This window comes from Empedobacter stercoris, assembly GCF_025244765.1.
GTDB classification, from domain to species: Bacteria; Bacteroidota; Bacteroidia; order Flavobacteriales; family Weeksellaceae; genus Empedobacter; species Empedobacter stercoris.
The window spans coordinates 19,558-39,188 of record NZ_CP104209.1; the positions used below are offsets into that span (position 1 = coordinate 19,558).

Below are 19,631 nucleotides of genomic sequence, written 5' to 3' on the forward strand. Positions count from 1 at the left end.
TTTAGTTATTCTAATTTTACTTTTAGTATAAGATTATTTCTTAAAATTATAGATGCATAATTTTATACACTAATTCAATCAACAATTGACTTGGCGTTACATTTCCTGTTGTGCCAACACCTTTACCTTTCAAGTCATATTCGCGAATAAAAGAAATAATTCTCGTTGCTTTTTTTAACGGATAATTATTTGCTGCCGTCATCATTCCTTGTACAAAATAAGGGTTAATACCTAAAACTTTTGCCAGATTTTGTTTCGATTTATCCGCTGTCACATGGATTTGAATGATATTCGTAAACAAATTGAAAATTGTTGTGATAGAAACCACATACGGATTATCTTTTGGATTTTTTTCGAAATATTTGATAATTTTAAATGCTTTCTCGATATTTTTCGTTTCGATTGCATTTCGTAATTCAAATACATTATAATCCTTGCTAATTCCAATATGTTCTTCGATATGTTTGGGTGTAATCGTTTTATCAGCACCAACTATTGTAAATAATTTTTCTAATTCATTGTTCAAACGAGATAAATCGGCACCAACATATTCGGTCAATAGAAACTTTGCTTTTGGTTCAATTTTAAATTGATTGGTAGTTACTTTTTGTTCTATCCAAGCAGGAATTTCGCTTTCATAAATCTTTTTAAATTCAAAATAAAACCCTTTTTCATTCAGAATCTTGTAGATTTTTTTACGTTTGTCTAATGTATTTCCTTTGTAATTGATGATTAAAATTGTTGAATCTTGAACTTGATTTGCATACATTTCCAATTGATCAATCGAACGACTCAAATGTTGAGCTTCTTTTACAATAACAACCGATTTTTCCGCACCCATTGGGTATTGACGCGCCATTCCAATTAATTGTCCAATTTCTACATCTTGTCCATAAACAATTGTTTGATTAAATCCTTTTTCTTCTTCAGGTAAAATAGTTTCTTCTAACAAATCAGTTACCTGATCGATGAAAAACGGTTCGTCGCCCGCTAAGAAGTAAATCGGTTTATAGTGTTTGTTTTTTATATCTTTGATCAAAGATTCTACAGGACTCATACAATGACTGAATTAGTACAATTAAATTTTTCCGAAAAATACCAAATAAGATTGAAACAAGCCCAAGATAAATTGTATATCTTTTGTTTGATTCGAAAAAAATGGTTGGTCTATACACCCGAAGAATGGGTTAGGCAACACGTTCTGAATTATTTAATCTACGATTTAGGTTATTCAACTTCTGCGATTGCCTTAGAAGTTCCTATTGATATCACAGGAATGCGAAAACGTGCAGATATTGTAGTTTATCAACAAGAAAAACCTTGGATTATGGTGGAATGTAAAGCGCCTCATATACCAATTTCGCAAGCAACTTTTGATCAAATAGCACGTTACAATATTGTGTTAGGTTCTCAATTATTGATGGTTACAAATGGGTTGAATCATTTTTATTGCATGATGGATTTTGAAAATAAACGGTATAATTTTTTGAAAGAGTTGCCGAAAAAATGTTAATTTGCTAATTCGGTAATGAGTTGATGTGAAAATAATATGATTTGAAAAAGATTTTTTTATTACTTGTAATTTTTAATATAAATTGTTCTAAGCAAAATAATAAACTTACTGAACAAGTTTCTAAGTACGATGATGCTTCTTGGCATTATGGAAATGATTATCCAAAAGATTTAACTCAGGAAAATGCTTCTACGCATATCGGAATGTATTTAAAATGGTGTATTCATCATAATTTAATTTCTTCTGAATTGATTGAAGATACAAAAGATGGTATTGATGATGTGAAGAGCAATAGAATTACTGGAGCTACTTTTCTTATTAAATATTCTGACGGAAAATTTTTAGATTCTGATTTAAATGAAATTGGTAAGAATTTTACAAAAGATTATTATGAAAATGATTCTAAATTTTCTAAGATGTATGGTTCATATTTGGATGATTATACAAATCTATTTCAAAAGATTATTGATAATAAATCTGTTTACCATGTTGAAGACTCAGAGCTAAATTATTTGCTAATAAAAGAAAAGATTGATAAAAAGTTCGAAATTTGGAAAAATTTTGAATCAAAATAACAAAATCCACTCAAACGAGTGGATTTCACATTTCTATAAATCTTATCTAAAAAAAATTAGTGAGAGATGTTTAATTGGAAAACAGCTTCCAAATCATCATTAGAATTAAGAGACACACCTAAATCTTTTACTAAACCAGAACTAACTCCATAAACCCAACCGTGCACATGTAAATCTTGACCTTTTGCCCATGCATTTTGAACAATTGACGTTTTTGCTAAATTAAGAACTTGTTCAGCAGCATTAATTTCGACTAAGCGATCACATTTTGTGTTCTCATCTGTAATGGCATCCAATTCTGCTTTATTGAAACGATAAGTATCTTTGATGTGACGTAACCAATTGTCAATTAATCCAACGGAAGCATTTCCCATTGCTGTTTTTACACCACCACATCCATAGTGTCCGCATACAATAATATCTTTTATTTTTAAGACATTTACAGCATAATCTAACACAGAAAGCATGTTCATATCTGTGTGAACAACCATGTTGGCAATGTTACGATGCACAAATACTTCACCAGGTTGCGCACCAATAATTTCGTTGGCTGGAACTCGGCTATCAGCACAACCAATCCACAAAAGAGGAGGTTGTTGACCTTGAGCCAATTTGGTGAAAAAATCGGGGTCTAAATTTAATTTTGATTCAACCCATGCTTTGTTATTATCTAATATTTGTTTGTAATATTCGTTTGTCATTTTATATTGTTTTGTTTTTATTTTTTTTAATGTGCTCCAGCGACTAATACGTAACCAAAAAATTCTCTAAAAGAGGGAGGATTATCGACAGTTCCACGTTCAGAAATTAATCGGATATTAATGTTATTATTTTTAGCTTTTACCTTAAATTCATCCAAATATTCGATGATATCATAATCTAATATTCGAGTTTTACGGACATCTAATTCTAAGTTAGATCCAGGTTTCAATCCATCTAATTCTTTTACAATTGCTCCGCGGTTAACAAAAGTTACTTCTTCAGCAAAATTCATATGAAAAATGTTTCCTTCTTTTACTAACATCACATGCGAATTATTATACGATTTGATCAATGAAACGACAACACCAACAATTAAACCGATGATAATTCCTTTCAGCAAATCTGTTGCAAGAATAGCAATCACTGTAACAGCGAATGGAATTAATTGATCTTTTCCTAATTTTTTCATGTCCAAAAATTGTTTTGGATTACCTAATTTATATCCAATAACCAATAGGATAGAAGCTAATACAGCATTCGGAATTAAATTTAGAAAAATTGGAATAGATATTACACTTACTAATAATAAAATTCCATGTGTAATTGTCGATAATTTTGTAAGACCGCCACTCATCGCATTGGCAGAGGAACGAACAATTACTTGTGTGACGGGTAAACCTCCAATTAATCCAGATAAAGAATTTCCAATTCCTTGAGAAATTAATTCGTGATTAGTAGGCGTTTGACGTTTTAATGGATCTAATTTATCAGTTGCCTCAACAGAAAGCAAAGACTCTAACGAAGCCACAATGGCAATTGTAAAGGCTGTTTGCCAAACTAACGGATTCGTTAATCCATTCGCAAAATCAGGTGTCGTAAATTGAGCAAAGAAGTCTGTGATACTTTCTGGAATAGGAACTTTTACCAATAGATTATGATCGATAGAGAATACTTCGTGATTGGTGTCTCCAATCGTAATTTGATATAAAATTCCAATTAAAACCGCTACTAACGATCCTGGTAATAATTTGAAAAAGTTAGACTTTTTGCCTAAGATATTATCCCAAACGATCAAGATAAATAGAGAAATTATGGTGATAATAATCGCTCCTGGTGTAGCATTCGAAAAACTGAATTCGCTAAACGAAAAATTCCCTTGATACCCGAAAGCTAACGGAATTTGTTTTAAGAAAATAGAAATACCAATGGCACATAACATTCCTTTGATCACTGAAGAAGGAAAGTAATACCCAATAACACCAGCTTTTATAATGCCTAAAAGTATCTGAAATATACCAGCAATTACAACTGCAACTAAGAATAATTCATAAGCACCTAAATCGGTAATTGCATTTAAAACAATAACGACTAAACCTGCTGCTGGTCCAGAAACTCCGATTTGTGATTTTGAAATTAAGCCTACTACAATTCCTCCAATAATTCCAGCAATAATCCCAGAAAATAAAGGCGCACCACTGGCCAAAGCAACACCTAAACATAATGGCAATGCAACGAAAAAGATAACAATACTCGCTGGTATGTCCTTTTTCCAATTTTGAAAAATGTTCATAATGATATAAAATGAATAATTTATTATTTTTAAAAATGATATGAATATTGCTGTTCTATTTCCAATAATTGGAAGAGAATGAAGCAAATAATCTGTAAAAAAAAATTAAATTAATTCAGGAGGTGGTGTTGTAACTCTATTGTTCAAAGATGAATAAAGTTTGGAATGATGAAAGTCTATAAAAGAATTTTCTTTTGATTTGAAAAATGTAAACAAATTGATCTCATGAAAATAATGTATTTTTTCGGTAATTTCTTTCGAAGACGTATGATGATTTTCTTCTTCTGTCGAAGTTTGTGAAAAAAGTGCTTTCGTTGCGTCGTTTGTAGAATTTTCACAAGCGTTTTGCTCTAATTTTATCTGATAATCTAAGTACCCAGCAATACCTTGCATGTTCGTGCTGAACACCAAAATAAGCGTAAAAAAAATTCCAATGATATGTTTGATCAGATTGTCTTTCATGACGCAACAAAAATATATTTTAATTTTTAATTACAAAATATCTAAAGAAATTATTAATAAATATTTATCATTTTATTTTATATCGCTTTATTATATTTATTGATTAAAAATATATAGAGATACAAAATTGATATCATAAATCATTTTTAATCATTCATATTAGGGGTAAATTTGCAAAAATTTAAATTTTGAAAAAGTATATAAGTTTAATGTTTTTAGTAGCTTTGGTGGCGACTACTTTTGGACAAGGAAAACATAATAAAGGAAAATTTTATGTTTATTGGGGTTGGAATCATGCGCAATACACAAAATCAGATATTCAATTCAAAGGAAATGGATACGATTTTACATTAGACAATGTAGTGGCACATGACCGTCAAACTTCTTTTGGAATTAAGTATTTCAATCCAACATCAATGACAATTCCTCAGTATAATTTCCGTTTAGGATACTTTGTTACAGATAATTGGAACATCTCTTTTGGTATTGATCACATGAAATATGTAATGGATCAAGATCAAATGGTTAACATGAATGGATCGATTAATACTGGTTCTGAATTTGATGGAAATTATAATAATGTCAATCAAAAATTAACAGAAGATTTCTTAACATTTGAGCACACAGATGGATTAAATTATGCGAACTTAGAAATTCGTCGTTTTGATAATATTCAGCATTTTCCAATTACTAAAAATGGAAAAGGAATAGATGTTAACGTAACTGCTGGTTTGGGTGCAGGTATTTTATACCCACGTTCTAATGTGAAATTAATGAGTAACGAACGTTACGATGAGTTTCATTTAGCTGGTTTTGCAACAGCAGCAATGGTCGGAATTAACTTTACTTTCTGGGATTATTTCTTTATACAAGCAGAAATGAAAGGAGGTTATGCTAATATGAATGATATTCGTACAACTGCCAATAAATCGGATAAAGCAAAACAAGATTTTTTCTTCTCACAACAAAACTTAGTTTTTGGAGCGATTATCCCAGTTTTTACTCATAAAAATAAGTTAAACTTTTAATTAAAGGATTAAATATAAATTATATAGCTTAATTTTAAACATCGATTAGACGATTTGAAAAAATTATTAGCGGAGACATCATTTGTATACATTTTGTATTGAATGATGTCTTTTTTTATGGGGAATATTTACCTTTCTCAATAAAGAATTGTTATTTTTACAAGGAAATTGAATAAAATTAACATGAATAGATTTTCTATATTAGTCGCAAGTATTTTAATGACGACGACAGTAATGGGACAAAAAGTGATGACGCCAGAATTGCTATGGCAAGTAAAAAAAGTTTCTCCAGTTGGAGTAACAAAAGATCAAAAAAATCTTATTTACAAAGTAACATCTACAGACGTTAAAACACAAGAAGACACGTCAAAAACATATATGATTTCATTAGCAGGTGGTAAAGCTTCAGAAATTGAAGACTACAAAACACTATTGGCTGATGTTTCATTAAATAAATCTCAACAATACAAAGCTGAAACAGAAAAGGTTAAATTACAAAAGGTTTTTGGGTCAGATTATTATCCAGAAATGGACAAATCAAATGTGCAGATTTACAATGAGTTAAATTATAGACATTGGGATACTTGGAACGATGGTCATTTTGAACATTTATTTGTGTCAGAAAATAAAGAAAATGCAACAAAGATTGATGTTTTAAAAGATGAACCGTATTCAGTTTCTGAATTTGTTTGGGCACCAGATGGGACAAAAGTGTTGTATGTTTCTAAAAAGAAATTTGGTACTGATTATGCGTTGAGCACAAACACAGATATCTTTCAATACGATTTAACAACAAAGAAAACGACCAATATCACAGAAGGAAAAATGGGGTATGACAATACACCAAGCTTCTCGTCTCAAGGAGATTTCGCTTTTTTGAGTATGGCGCGTGATGGTTACGAAGCGGATAAAAATGATTTAATTGTTCGTCGTGGTGATCTTGAACTAAATATTACAAAACATTGGGACGGAACTGTACAAAATTACAAATGGAGTAATGATGGTACAAAAATATATTTCAATGCACCAGTTGAAGGAACTGTTCAATTATTTGAAGTTGATGTCAACTTCAAAATGAAAAAGATGCCTTTCATCAAGCAAATTACAAAAGGTGATTTTGATATAGCAGATATTAAAGAAGTTGTAGGGAATAAGGCTGTCGTAACAAAAACAGATATCAATCATGCAGCAGAAATATATGTAGTTGATCTTAAATCTGGAGCGTTAACACAATTGACAAACGAAAACAAAGACATTTTTGATAACATTGCGTTGAGTGATGTAAAAGCAAGAACGATCAAAACGACAGACGGAAAAGATATGCATGCTTGGGTAATTTATCCGCCAAATTTTGACCCAAATAAAAAATACCCAACTTTATTATATTGTCAAGGAGGTCCACAATCTGCTTTAACTCAGTTCTATTCTCCTCGTTGGAATTTTCAATTAATGGCTGCTCAAGGTTATATCGTGATTGCGCCTAATCGTAGAGGAATGCCAGGACATGGAGTAGAATGGAACGAGCAAATTTCGAAAGATTGGGGTGGACAAGTAATGGATGATTATTTAGCAGCAATTGATGATATTTCGAAAGAACCATATGTTGATAAAGATCGTCGTGGAGCTGTTGGTGCATCTTACGGAGGATATTCTGTTTATTATTTAGCAGGAATTCACGAAGGTCGTTTCAAATCATTTATTTCGCATAATGGTGTGTTCGATTTGAAATCAATGTACGGTACAACAGAAGAAATTTTCTTTACAAACTGGGATGCCGGTGGTGCTTGGTGGGAAACGAACAATAAAGCTGCACAAAAAACATATACTAAATTTGATCCAAGTAGTACCGAATTAGTCAATAAATGGAATACACCAATGTTGATTTATGTTGGAGGACACGATTACCGTGTACCAATGGGACAAGGACAAGAGGCTTATCAAATTTTACAATTGAAAGGAATTAAATCTCGTTTTATTTATTTCCCTGAAGAAAATCACTGGGTGTTAAAACCACAAAATTCAATCATTTGGCATACAGAATTTTTCAAATGGTTAAAAGAAACGTTATAATTCAATTATAAACATATCAAATAATAAAAAAGTGCAATTTCTATAGAAATTGCACTTTTTTATTTGTTTGAAAATCAATGACAATATTCAATAAGTAATCCAATTATTTTTTAAAATTTTGCAGAATAGAATAATCGTTGTAAATTCAAAAACAGAAGTCAAACCCCAATTTATGAGTAAGGAAAATAACAAAATATACTTTTCAAATAGCCCATTTACAAACGGACACAAAGTAATAGATTTTGTTTGGAGTGCTCGCCTTGATGAAAATTTTGATCTATGGATGGATCTTCATTTAGAATCTGATAATTACGATCAAGAAGAGGAATATAAAGACGATTTAGATGAAATAGACGATATCTCGCAAGAAAATGTTACAAAACAACTTTGGATCAATTATGATCATGCCATTATTTCGAGCACATATTGGAACAATAAGGGAATTAAGATAGAGAATAATGAGCAATTAGATTTTAATCAGCTCAATAATAAAGTATTCGAAATTGATCCACTTCCGATTAATCTTGATGAACCAGAAAAATTAGCCTTTGGTGTTTCGATGTTAGGGAATGATACCGTTGCACAACACGAAATTACATTTTTAGATACAGAAGAATTTGGTGTTTTTGATATCAAATGGAAAGGAAAAATTGCCAATACACATTTAGGAGAAACTGATTTCGACTATGATTTTTATGTGTACATGAAGAACATAAAATTCAATGGAATTAAAGTACATCCATCTCTTGAAAAAAATAAAGTTGTTGAGTTTTTTACATCTCAATTAGCGCATTATAATGACTTTGAATTGGTTGACACAGATGAGTTAGAGTTAGAAAATTATATTTTAAAGTTAAGAAAGCAAGAAGATTAATTTTTATGATCAACCAAATTATCAAAAACGATGAAGAAGAGGCTCCTCAATTTCTCAATGAAATTCAATCTTTTGGCTATCTAATTGGTATCCATAAAAAAACGAGTGAAATTGAGTTTGCTTCTCAAAATATAACCGAAGTTTTTGAAATTTCTCCTAATCAAATTTTAGGGAAAAATATCGCTGAATTATACAATTTCGAAATCAACTTTAATGACGTTTTAGCACTCGAAAAAGGTGAGTTTTATCGTTCTCATATAGAAATTAATTCAGAAAAGTATGATGTAACCACTTTTTATACAAACGACTATATTTATATTGAGTTAGAAAACTTACAAACTTTAGAAAATAGATTAGATTTTTATAAATATTCTGAAAAGATTCTTTATGCAAAATCGACCGAATTAACTTGGGACAACTTAATTCTGTCAATTAAAAACCTGACAGGTTATGACCGTGTAATGTTGTACCAATTCCTTGAAGATGGAAGCGGAATTGTGATTAACGAAAAAAAGGACGATGATTTAAGTTCGTATTTGGGATTACACTTCCCAGAGTTTGATTTTTCTGATCAGATGAAAGAATTGTATTTAGAGAAGAAAAGTCGAATGGTTTCAGATGTAAATGGACCGCAGATTAAAATATTGAGCGCAAAAAATAAAAAAATTGATTTGAAATATTCATCTGTTCGAGCACTTTCACCGGAACATATCAAGTATCTTCGAAATTCGGATTGCTCTGCAAGTTTTTCAGTTTCTGTAATTATGAATGAAAAATTGTGGGGAATTGTTATTTGTCAGAATACAGAGCCAAAATATATACCCAATCAAATTCGTTTGCAAAGTGAGTTGTTGACGCGTTTAGGTAGATTGACGTATGTCAATTTTAAGTCAAATGAGCGATTAAAATTTCAAAATCAATTTAATGAAATTGCTATAAAGCTTAAAGAAAATCTTTTGACAGAGGAAAATATAGAAAATTCAATCAATACTTATTTAACTCAAGTTCTTCATTTAACCCAAGCCGATGGAATAGCTTTGGTTAATTTTGGGAAGGTGTATTACGAAGGTGAAACTCCAGAAATTGAAGAGATTTTGAAAATAAGAGATTGGGCAATGTATAATCATCCGACTCAATTATTTTCATCAAATTCTTTTTATGTTGATTATGGAAAAGAGTTAAATATAAGTGTAAAAGCCGCCGGTGTAATGTGTGGTTTTTTGGGACAAGGATTTAAGCATTTTGTGATTTGGTTTAAAAAAGAACAATTGCAAAAATTAAATTGGGTAGGGAACTCAAATCAAACCGACAAAATTGTTGTGATAGATGATAAAGAAGTGGTGTATTCATCTTCTAAATCATCGTTCAAAATTTTGCAACAAGAAATTAAACATAAATCGTTTATTTGGTTAGAAAAAGAGAAATATGTTGCAAAAGAAGTCGTGAAATTAATTATTGAAACACTTCATTTACAATCCTTCAAAATTCATAGTTTATACGAACAGTTGAAAGAAATAAATGATGAATTAGATGCGTTTACTTATACTGTTTCTCACGATTTGCGCACACCTTTATCTGTCATGAAATTAAATTGTCAAATGCTTCAACGAAGTTTAAAAGACGATGAAATAAAGAATGATCGATTACAAAACGTAGTGAAAGAAATTGATCGAATGGCAGAAATGATGCAGGATTTATTGGCTTTGAGTAAGGCTAAAAAATCCGAAATTGAATTATCTAACATTCAGACAAAACCAATTATTGAGAAGATTGTGCGTGATGTATTATTGTATTACAAATCAACAAATGCAGAAGTAGTAGTAGAACATATCAATAATGTATTAGCAGATAAAACAATGTTTTATGAAGTTTTTTTGAACATCATTGGTAATGCGGTAAAATATTCATCGTTAGAATCACATCCAAAAATTAATATTTCATCAGAAATAGCTGGTGAACATGTCGTTTTTCAAGTAAAAGACAACGGAATTGGAATAAAAGATGAAGATCATGAAAAGATGTTTCAATTGTTTAGTCGAATGTCAAATACTGGAAATATTTCGGGAAATGGAGTTGGATTGGCGATTGCACATCGTATGATGAATAGAATGGATGGAGATATATCTTTTGAAAGTAAAATAGGGGAAGGAACAACTTTTGTATTAACGTTTAAAAAATGTACGGATGTTATCTGATTATTTAAAGAAAAAAACAGCAAATTATCACGCAGAAATTGAGCAAAAATTAGAATCTCACAAATTATTTAATGGCACATTTACAGATAAAAATTATTTTAAAATGTTGCAGGTTAACCACGTTTTTCTGAAATCGTATGAAGATTCGATTAAACATTTATTGAATGATAAGGATATAGAAAATTTGGCTTTAACAAAATTGAATAAATTGCCTTTAATCGAAAAAGATTTACAAGAATTAGGTATAAATGAATTACAAGTAAATAAGCAATTTGAGTTAAAAAATAGAGCAGAAGCTATCGGAGCACTTTATGTAATCGAAGGATCGATGCTTGGAGGGAATGTGATTGCAAAAACACTAAAAAAATACCCTTTTTTAGAACATAAAAGCTTTAATTATTTTGGACATTATGGTGAAAATCTTGGTTCAATCTGGAAAACTTTTATTGCTTACATTGACCAAGAATTTACAACAGAAAATGAGCAACAACAAGTTTTTGAAGGTGCAAAAAAAGCATACGAAGATCTGATTAGCTTTGCATAAATATAATTCTAAACAAAACCTCTTTTTAACCTAAAAAAAGAGGTTTTGTTTTTTTATTCAGTTTTCTATTTATTCTTCGTAAGAATATTTATATTAGACACCAATAAGATAAACAATTAAGTATGAAAAAAATTCTTACACTCACAGCGCTTGTAATTAGTGTATTTTCATTTAGTCAGACAGGGATGAAATTTGAAGAATCAGATTTTAAAACGGTTTTAGCGAAAGCAAAAAAAGAAAATAAATTAATCTTTTTAGATGCGTATGCCGCTTGGTGTGGACCTTGTAAGTTAATGGTGAAAAATATATTTCCTTTGCAAACGGTTGGCGATTATTACAATGCAAATTTTGTGAATGTAAAAATTGATATGGAAAAAGGGGAAGGAATTGAATTGGCTAAAAAATTTAAAGTTCAAGGATATCCGACATATTTATTTATTGATGGAGATGGAAACGAGGTACATCGAACAATGGGGTACGTAAAAGAGGAAGATTTTATTCAATTCGGTAAAGATGCACTTAACCCAGAAGGAAGAATGGCATCGCTTGTCAAACGTTTTGAGGATGGTGATAATGATCCAGAATTTTTGAAAAGTTTTGTGATGAAAGCGGTTTATGCTGATAGAGATTTATTTGAAAAAGCACTAATTCGTTTATATAATGTAAACAAAACAGAAGAGTTGACAAAAGACGATGTTGCTTTACTTCAATATGGAATCAGTTCAATTGAAAGTCCAACATATAAAATTTACAAAGAAAGAAAAGCAGCTATCGAGAAAGTGATTACTCCTGCAGCTTACACAAAATTTGAGAATAATTTATTATTATCAAATGTTTATAAAAAAACCTATAATAAGGATTCAAAAACCTTAGATGAAACACAATTCTTAAAACAAGCTCAAGATTTTTTAACAGAAGAAGAGGCTCAGCGGGCATTAGTTTCAATTAAAGGAAACATTGCTTATAGTAAAAAAGATTATGCAATGTGGGAATCATTGATGTTAGAAAAATACAAAGACGTATCTGCTGTTGATGCAAACGAATTAAATTCTGTTTCGTGGAGATTTTATGAAAATGTAACTGATAAAGGGGCTTTGCAAAAAGCAATTTTATGGGCACAAGAATCAGTAAAAAAGGACCAAGGTTATCACAATACCGATACCTTAGCACATTTATATAGTAAAACTGGCGACAAAGTAAATGCTAAAAAATGGGCAACAAAATCTATCGAATTGGCAAAAGCTGAAGGAGAAGATTTTGAAGGAACTCAAAAATTATTAGAAAGTTTATAATCAAATTAGAGGTATAATTCTATCAGAATCGTTACATTATTGTAACGATTTTTTTATTTATACTTTTTCGAAAAAAAAATGACATTTTTTTAATTCATTCTAAGCATAAAACGTTCTAAATTTGAAACATGAAAAAAACAATACTTAGTATATTTTCTGCAATTGTTTTAACTTTTTCTGTTACAGCAAATGCACAAGAAATTGAACCTCAAATTGTACTTGAAAATCGTGTTAATGATATCAAACAACAAGAAAAACCTTATGTGATTTTGATATCAGCAGATGGATTTCGTTATGATTATGCAGAAAAACATGGCGCTACGAATTTATTAGAATTTGCAAAAAAAGGAGTAAAAGCAGATGCAATGTATCCATCTTTTCCTTCGGTTACTTTTCCTAATCATTACACAATTGTAACAGGTTTAACTCCTATTCATCACGGTTTGGTGGGGAATAATATGTTAGATAGAGAGTCGGGAGAACGTTATTCTTTAGGAAACAGAAATGCAGTTATTAATCCGAAGTGGTACGGTGGAACGCCAATTTGGAATCTTGCAGAACAGAATAATATGTTAGCAGCTTGTTACTATTGGCCAGGTTCTGAAGCGCCAATTAATGGAATGTTACCCACTTATTCTTATAAATATTCAGAAAAATCTCCGATTGATTTTCGAGTACAACAAGTTGTAAATTGGTTAGAGTTACCTGCGGATAAACGACCTCATTTGATTACGTTCTATTTTCCTGAAGTTGATCATGCTGGACATACTTTTGGTCCAGATGCTCCTGAAACAAGGGATGCAGTTCGTTTTGTAGATGAATCGATTAAGAAATTGAATGATGAAGTTGCAAAAACTGGGTTAAACGTAAATTTTGTTTTTGTATCTGATCATGGAATGACAAGAATTGATAACGAAAATCCGTTGAAATTACCAATAAAAATCGATGAGTCTAAAATGCAAGTCGCTTCAAACGGTTCGTATGTTAGTTTATTTGTAAATGATAAAAATGATATTGAATCGATTTACAACGAATTAAAAGCAACACAAAACGATAAATTCGAGGTGTATAAAACTACAAGTGTTCCAAAAAAATATCAGTTTGATGCAAAAAATGATCGATACAATCGTATTGGTGATATTATTTTGATTGCGCATGCACCAAATTATTTTGCAAATAAAAATGCACCAAAAGGTTCGCACGGATTTTATGTAAAAGAAACACCAGAAATGAAATCAACTTTTATGGCTTGGGGACCAAATATTAAGGCTGGAAAAGAGATTAAAGTTTTTCCTAATACGCAAGTATATCCAATGATTGCTAAATTATTAGGTTTACCAATTACAGAAAAAATTGATGGAAATAATCAATTAGCCAATAAAATTTTGGTAAAGTAATTCGCAAAATATTTCAATACTTTTTCTTCTGTTAAAAATTATTAGAAATAATTAAATATTAAAATATTCAACGAACTAAAAAAAGCTTCCTTTTGGAAGCTTTTTTTAGTTCATCATTTTGAAAATATCAACTAATTGTTGGTTTATTTCTCCTGTTTGATAATCCATTGGTGCTGGCGCACTATCAATCATAATATTTCCTTCTTTATCTAAAATTAAAAAAGTTGGAATGTATTGTATTTGATAATCGTAGCCAAAATTGTTTTCTCTTCCTGCAAATAATTGTACGCCAGACATCTGATTTTCTCTTACCATTTTCTCCCAAATAGGTTTATCCTTTTCTTTATCCAAAGAAATACTTACAAAATGAATAGGTGCTCCTCGAAATTGTTTTTCCAATTCTTTCATAAAAGGAATTTGCACTTTACAAGGTCCACACCAAGTTGCCCAAATATCAATGTAGACATATTTCCCTTTAAAATCAGATAAATCAAATCGTTTTCCATTGATGTCTGCTAACGAAAAGTCAGGCGCTTTAACCAATTCTTTTGGTATTTCAGTTTCTGGTGATTCATTTGTTGCAACAGAATCAATTTGTTCTATTTCAGTCGATTCTTCAACTTTTTGTTCTGATTTGTTACAACTAAAAAATGTAAAAATCATTGATAGTATTAGCAGTTTTGTTTTCATTTGTCGATTTCAACTAATTTATAAAATCTACTTGGTAAAGCAGTTTAACTGCCAAAAATAAACATTTAAACGTTATCAATTTCATAAAATACCTCAATTCACTTGACAAAGGGGTACCCGAGGTTGTATATTTGTAAAAAATTGTACAATTATGAAAATGAAAACCTCCGATTTCGATTTTACTTTACCTGAAGAACTTTTAGCAGATCGTCCTTCTGAAAACAGAGATGAAGCTCGTCTAATGGTTGTTCACCGTGATACCGGAGAAATTGAACATAGACAATTTAAAGATCTAATTGATTATTTCGATGAAGGAGATGTGATGATTCGTAATAACACCAAAGTTTTTCCAGCTCGTTTAATGGGTAATAAAGAAAAAACAGGTGCACAAATCGAAGTTTTCTTATTAAGAGAATTAGATGCAGAAACTCGTTTATGGGATGTTTTAGTAGATCCAGCACGTAAAATTCGTATCGGAAATAAATTGTTTTTTGATAATGATGATACATTAGTTGCAGAGGTAGTAGACAACACAACTTCTCGTGGACGTACTTTACGTTTTTTGTTTGATGGATCTTACGAAGAATTTCGTGCAAAATTGAAAGAATTAGGAGAGACTCCTCTTCCAAAATATATTTTACGCGACGTTGAGCCAGAAGATGCAGAACGTTACCAAACTATTTATGCAAAACACGAAGGGGCAGTTGCTGCACCTACAGCTGGTTTACACTTTTCTAAACACTTATTAAAACGTTTAGAAATCAAAGGTGTTGATTTTGCTGAATTAACATTACATATTGGTTTAGGAACTTTTCAGGCTGTAGAGGTTGAAGATTTATCTAAACATAAAATGGAATCTGAGCAAGTAATTATTCCTCAAGAAACAGCAGATTTAGTAAATCGTGCAATAGATGAGAAGAAAAAAGTTTGTGCCATAGGTACAACTTCTATGCGTTCTATCGAATCTTCAGTTTCTGCTGATGGTCATTTAAATGCTTTTGATGGATGGACGAATAAATTTATTCACCCACCTTACGATTTCTCTATTGCAAATTGTATGATTACAAACTTCCACACACCAAAATCAACATTAATTATGATGATTTCTGCGTTTGCTGGACACGACTTAACAATGAAAGCGTATAGCGAAGCAGTAAAAGAAGGATATAAATTCTACTCTTACGGAGATGCAATGTTAATCTTATAAGACAAGTTTGAATACAACAAAAAAAGATATACGAAAGCTTTCACAAGCTGAGATTGAAGACTATTTCAAAGGGATTGGAGAAAAGTCATTCCGCGCAAAACAAGTGTACGAATGGTTATGGAAAAAGAATGCCCATCAATTTGATGACATGACAAATATTTCTAAAGCTTTACGTGAGCAATTAGGAGAGTCTTTCCAGATTCAACCAGTTGAAGTTGATCTTCTACAAAAATCTAACGACGGAACCATCAAGAATGCTGTAAAGCTTCATGATGGTAACGTTGTGGAATCTGTTTTAATTCCAACCGATACGCGTACAACAGCTTGTGTTTCGTCTCAAGTTGGATGTAGTTTAGATTGTACATTCTGTGCAACAGCTCAATTAAAACGTATGCGTAACTTAACAGCTGCCGAAATCGTTGATCAAGTTGTGATAATCGATGACGAAAGTAAACGTTATTTTAACCGTCCATTAAGTAATATTGTGTTTATGGGAATGGGAGAGCCTTTGTTAAATTACAATGAAGTAATTTCTGCTATCAAAAAAATAACTTTACCAGAAGGATTAGGAATGGCTCCAAGACGAATCACAGTTTCAACTTCAGGAATTCCTAAGATGATAGAGAAATTAGCAGACGAAGAATTACGTGTTAATCTTGCGGTTTCTTTACACTCAGCTCGAGAAGAAGTTCGAAACGTAATTATGCCGTTTTCGGTTAAATTTCCGTTGACAGATTTGATGGAAAGTTTACAATATTGGTACGATAAAACAGGTTTGCGCATTACATTCGAATACATTGTTTGGGGAGGCGTGAATGATAAAAAAGAAGACATTGATGCCTTGGTGAAATTCTGTAAAAAAATTCCTTCAAAAGTGAATATCATCGAATATAATTCGATTGATGACGGAATCTACAAACAAGCATCAGAACAAGCAATTGATCATTATATAAAAGCATTAGAGTCAAATAATATTGTGGTAAATGTTCGTCGCAGTCGCGGAAAAGACATCGATGCAGCTTGTGGACAATTGGCCAATAAGACTGGTAATGATTAAAAAATAATCAAATGAAATATTTAGCCATATTTTTATTTTTGATTCTAACTAAATTCACCTACGCTCAAATAGTAGAAAATATCGATACAATTTCAATCGATGATTATAAAATGGAAAGTTTTAACTTACCGACTATCTTGAACGAAATTTCGGCTTTAGAATATGAAAAAGAAGATAAAAATGTGGCTTCTTTTTGGGGTTTAAATGATTCTGATTCCAAACCAGAATTGTATCGTTTTAATGCTAAAACAGGGGAGATTATCAATACAATTTTCATCTCAAACGCTCCCAATGTAGATTGGGAAGAAGTTTCTTCAGATGATAATCGAATTTATTTTGCTGATTTTGGTAATAATTTGGGTAAGCGTAGAGATTTAGCCATTTATTTCATCGAAAAATCGAAGATAGATTTCTCTAAAACTTATCAAGAATTAAAAGCAGAAAAGATTGAATTTTATTATCCTGAACAAGAAACTTTTCAGTTCAAAAATATGACGACGAATTGGGATGCAGAAGCATTTTTTGTCTACCAAAATCAATTGCATATTTTTACAAAAGAATGGTCAAATTTGGCAACTACACATTATGTTGTTCCGATTGACACTTCTCAAAAACACGCTGCAATAAAAGTAGAAACTTTCAAAACAAATTACGCTGTAACTTCGGCGTATATTGATTCTGACCCAACAAGTCCAACCAAAGGAATCTATTTATTAGGTTACACAAAAGAAGCTTTAGCATTTATTAATTGGTTCGATTTGCCAAAAGATAACAATCCATTATTCTTCACTTTTCAAGTTAAAAAAATAAGTTTACCTTTGGGCTTCACGACACAGTTGGGACAATTGGAAGGAATTTCAGTTTTACCAACAGTAAATAAAATTTGTGTAAGCGGTGAAGAATTTAAATTTAAAGAATTTTACGCTAAGCAAGTTATACATTGCATCAATAATTTTACGAATTAAAAAACTAAATTTTGGCTAACACGGTAGATTTGATTAAAGCTCCAATCGCGGAGGAAATGAAATTGTTTGAACAGAAATTCTTCGAATCAATGAAGAGTAATGTTTCGCTTCTTGACCGTATTACCAATTATATTGTTCGCAGAAAAGGAAAGCAAATGCGTCCAATGTTTGTTTTTTTAACGGCGAAATTAAATGGAGAAGTACAAGAACGTACCTATCGTGCGGCTTCTTTTATCGAGCTTATACATACCGCAACTTTGGTTCATGATGATGTCGTAGATGATAGTACTTTGCGTCGAGGTTTTTTTTCTCTAAATGCTATTTGGAAAAATAAAGTAGCCGTTTTAGTTGGTGATTATTTTTTGTCTAAGACGTTGATTATTTCGACTAAAAACAAAGATTTTGATTTACTTGAAGTTGTTTCTGTAGCGATACAAGAAATTTCTGAAGGTGAGTTATTACAAATCGAAAAGGCGAGAAAATTGGATATTACAGAAGATGTTTATTTCGAAATTATTCGAATGAAAACTGCTACGCTTATTGCTGCTTGTTGCGAAGCTGGAGCGCGTTCTGTTGGTTGCTCGGAAGAAGTTGCGAAAAAAATGCATCGTTTTGGTGAATTGGTTGGAATTGCTTTCCAAATCAAAGACGATTTGTTTGATTACACCACTTCTAATGCAATTGGAAAGCCAGTTGGAATTGATATTAAAGAACAAAAAATGACATTGCCTTTAATTTATTCTATCAATAATGCGAACGAAAAAGATCGTAAATGGTTGATTAATTCGGTGAAACGCTACAACAACGATAAGAAACGTGTGCGTGAAATTATTCAATATGTGAAAGATAACGGCGGAATTGAATACACGCAAAAAATGATGAAAAAATACAGTCAAGAAGCGTTGGATATTCTGCACGAATTTCCTGAATCTGAATACCGAAATTCATTAGAAACTATGGTGAAATACGTTATCGAAAGAGAAAAATAATATTCTTCACTTATCAAAAGAATTAATAATATCAAACAATATTAGCTCGTTTATCGAGCTAATATTGTTTGATATAGTTTCCTCTAACTTACTTTCGTTTTTTCAAGATGTAATAAAGTGCATCGTCATCATTTTCTTTCGAAGTGTAAGCAAATTGAAATTCATATCCATTTGAAGACATAAAATTTAATGCATCAATCATCGAATTAAATTTGATTGTATTTCCTTTTTCATCTTTAATTTTTAGCCCGTTTTTAAAAGAAATAGATTTAGTTTCTTGACCAAAATCTAATCTTATATTCATTTTTGTGCTCAAACCTCGTCCAGTTCCAATAATTTGTATATAATCAACATTTATATCTTTAATCGGTACATCATTTACTGTTTGTGCAAACGACAAACTTCCGAAAAGTAATCCAAAAGTAAGTGCTAATTTTTTCATAGTTTTAATTTTAACAAAGATATTTATTTACAAATAAAACAAAAAAACCGATTCAAGAA

Annotated in this window: 19 protein-coding genes; 13 read left to right on the top strand and 6 right to left on the bottom strand. The window is 31.0% G+C overall.

Features of this window, described 5'->3' with window-relative positions; translation table 11 throughout:
* Positions 1–46 precede the first annotated feature (46 nt).
* Positions 47–1,057, bottom strand: coding sequence for a DNA polymerase III subunit delta (holA, locus tag NZD85_RS00095; RefSeq protein ID WP_260542604.1), 1,011 nt, complete (start codon positions 1,055–1,057; stop codon positions 47–49).
* Between the two features lie 3 nt (positions 1,058–1,060).
* Here holA and NZD85_RS00100 point away from each other — a divergent pair, with 3 nt between their 5' ends.
* On the top strand, positions 1,061–1,513 hold the full coding sequence (locus tag NZD85_RS00100) for a type I restriction enzyme HsdR N-terminal domain-containing protein (protein WP_225539425.1): 453 nt from the start codon (positions 1,061–1,063) through the stop codon (positions 1,511–1,513).
* A 41-nt stretch (positions 1,514–1,554) separates the two neighbouring features.
* Positions 1,555–2,088, top strand: a complete 534-nt coding sequence (locus tag NZD85_RS00105) for a DUF7832 domain-containing protein (RefSeq protein WP_260542607.1) — start codon at positions 1,555–1,557, stop codon at positions 2,086–2,088.
* A gap of 56 nt (positions 2,089–2,144) precedes the next feature.
* Here NZD85_RS00105 and can read toward each other — a convergent pair whose 3' ends face one another.
* The 3 genes from can to NZD85_RS00120 form a co-directional block, all read right to left on the bottom strand.
* Complete coding sequence (gene can / locus NZD85_RS00110; RefSeq protein ID WP_171622307.1) at positions 2,145–2,789, bottom strand: carbonate dehydratase; 645 nt, start codon at positions 2,787–2,789, stop codon at positions 2,145–2,147.
* Positions 2,790–2,815: 26 nt separating this feature from the next.
* Entirely contained in the window at positions 2,816–4,360 is a 1,545-nt protein-coding gene (locus NZD85_RS00115; protein WP_260542608.1) for a SulP family inorganic anion transporter, read from the bottom strand.
* Positions 4,361–4,465: 105 nt separating this feature from the next.
* Positions 4,466–4,822 carry a hypothetical protein gene (locus tag NZD85_RS00120; RefSeq protein WP_171622308.1) on the bottom strand — a complete coding sequence of 119 codons (357 nt, stop codon included), beginning with the start codon at positions 4,820–4,822 and terminating at the stop codon, positions 4,466–4,468.
* Positions 4,823–5,031: 209 nt separating this feature from the next.
* Between NZD85_RS00120 and NZD85_RS00125 the strand changes: the two genes are divergently transcribed.
* The 7 genes from NZD85_RS00125 (at position 5,032) to NZD85_RS00155 (ending at position 14,222) form a co-directional block, all read left to right on the top strand.
* Complete coding sequence (locus NZD85_RS00125; RefSeq protein ID WP_171622358.1) at positions 5,032–5,850, top strand: hypothetical protein; 819 nt, start codon at positions 5,032–5,034, stop codon at positions 5,848–5,850.
* A 183-nt stretch (positions 5,851–6,033) separates the two neighbouring features.
* Complete coding sequence (locus NZD85_RS00130; RefSeq protein ID WP_260542612.1) at positions 6,034–7,920, top strand: S9 family peptidase; 1,887 nt, start codon at positions 6,034–6,036, stop codon at positions 7,918–7,920.
* Between the two features lie 172 nt (positions 7,921–8,092).
* On the top strand, positions 8,093–8,794 hold the full coding sequence (locus NZD85_RS00135) for a hypothetical protein (protein WP_188319875.1): 702 nt from the start codon (positions 8,093–8,095) through the stop codon (positions 8,792–8,794).
* A gap of 5 nt (positions 8,795–8,799) precedes the next feature.
* Positions 8,800–10,989, top strand: coding sequence for an ATP-binding protein (locus NZD85_RS00140; RefSeq protein WP_260542616.1), 2,190 nt, complete (start codon positions 8,800–8,802; stop codon positions 10,987–10,989).
* Positions 10,979–11,533 (top strand): biliverdin-producing heme oxygenase, encoded by a 555-nt coding sequence (locus NZD85_RS00145; protein WP_260542618.1) that lies wholly within the window; start codon positions 10,979–10,981, stop codon positions 11,531–11,533. The genes NZD85_RS00140 and NZD85_RS00145 overlap by 11 nt, the downstream gene beginning before the upstream one ends.
* 122 nt (positions 11,534–11,655) lie before the next feature.
* Positions 11,656–12,825, top strand: coding sequence for a thioredoxin family protein (locus NZD85_RS00150; RefSeq protein ID WP_260542620.1), 1,170 nt, complete (start codon positions 11,656–11,658; stop codon positions 12,823–12,825).
* 128 nt (positions 12,826–12,953) lie between these two features.
* Positions 12,954–14,222, top strand: coding sequence for an alkaline phosphatase family protein (locus tag NZD85_RS00155; protein WP_260542622.1), 1,269 nt, complete (start codon positions 12,954–12,956; stop codon positions 14,220–14,222).
* Positions 14,223–14,327: 105 nt separating this feature from the next.
* On the opposite strand, the gene NZD85_RS00160 is transcribed toward NZD85_RS00155, so the two are convergent.
* Complete coding sequence (locus NZD85_RS00160; RefSeq protein WP_260542624.1) at positions 14,328–14,912, bottom strand: TlpA family protein disulfide reductase; 585 nt, start codon at positions 14,910–14,912, stop codon at positions 14,328–14,330.
* A 157-nt stretch (positions 14,913–15,069) separates the two neighbouring features.
* Between NZD85_RS00160 and queA the strand changes: the two genes are divergently transcribed.
* The 4 genes from queA to NZD85_RS00180 are packed head-to-tail and all read left to right on the top strand — an operon-like array spanning position 15,070 to position 19,130.
* A complete protein-coding gene (gene queA / locus NZD85_RS00165; protein ID WP_171622360.1) occupies positions 15,070–16,119 on the top strand; it encodes a tRNA preQ1(34) S-adenosylmethionine ribosyltransferase-isomerase QueA in 1,050 nt (349 codons plus the stop codon).
* Between the two features lie 7 nt (positions 16,120–16,126).
* Positions 16,127–17,176, top strand: coding sequence for a 23S rRNA (adenine(2503)-C(2))-methyltransferase RlmN (rlmN, locus tag NZD85_RS00170; RefSeq protein WP_225541794.1), 1,050 nt, complete (start codon positions 16,127–16,129; stop codon positions 17,174–17,176).
* Positions 17,177–17,187: 11 nt separating this feature from the next.
* Positions 17,188–18,141: a hypothetical protein gene (locus NZD85_RS00175; RefSeq protein WP_260542626.1), complete on the top strand. Its 954-nt coding sequence runs from the start codon at positions 17,188–17,190 to the stop codon at positions 18,139–18,141.
* 56 nt (positions 18,142–18,197) lie between these two features.
* Positions 18,198–19,130 carry a polyprenyl synthetase family protein gene (locus NZD85_RS00180; protein ID WP_171622361.1) on the top strand — a complete coding sequence of 311 codons (933 nt, stop codon included), beginning with the start codon at positions 18,198–18,200 and terminating at the stop codon, positions 19,128–19,130.
* Between the two features lie 88 nt (positions 19,131–19,218).
* Here the strand turns inward: NZD85_RS00180 and NZD85_RS00185 are convergent, their stop codons facing one another.
* Positions 19,219–19,572 carry a hypothetical protein gene (locus NZD85_RS00185; RefSeq protein WP_188319882.1) on the bottom strand — a complete coding sequence of 118 codons (354 nt, stop codon included), beginning with the start codon at positions 19,570–19,572 and terminating at the stop codon, positions 19,219–19,221.
* Positions 19,573–19,631: the final 59 nt, after the last annotated feature.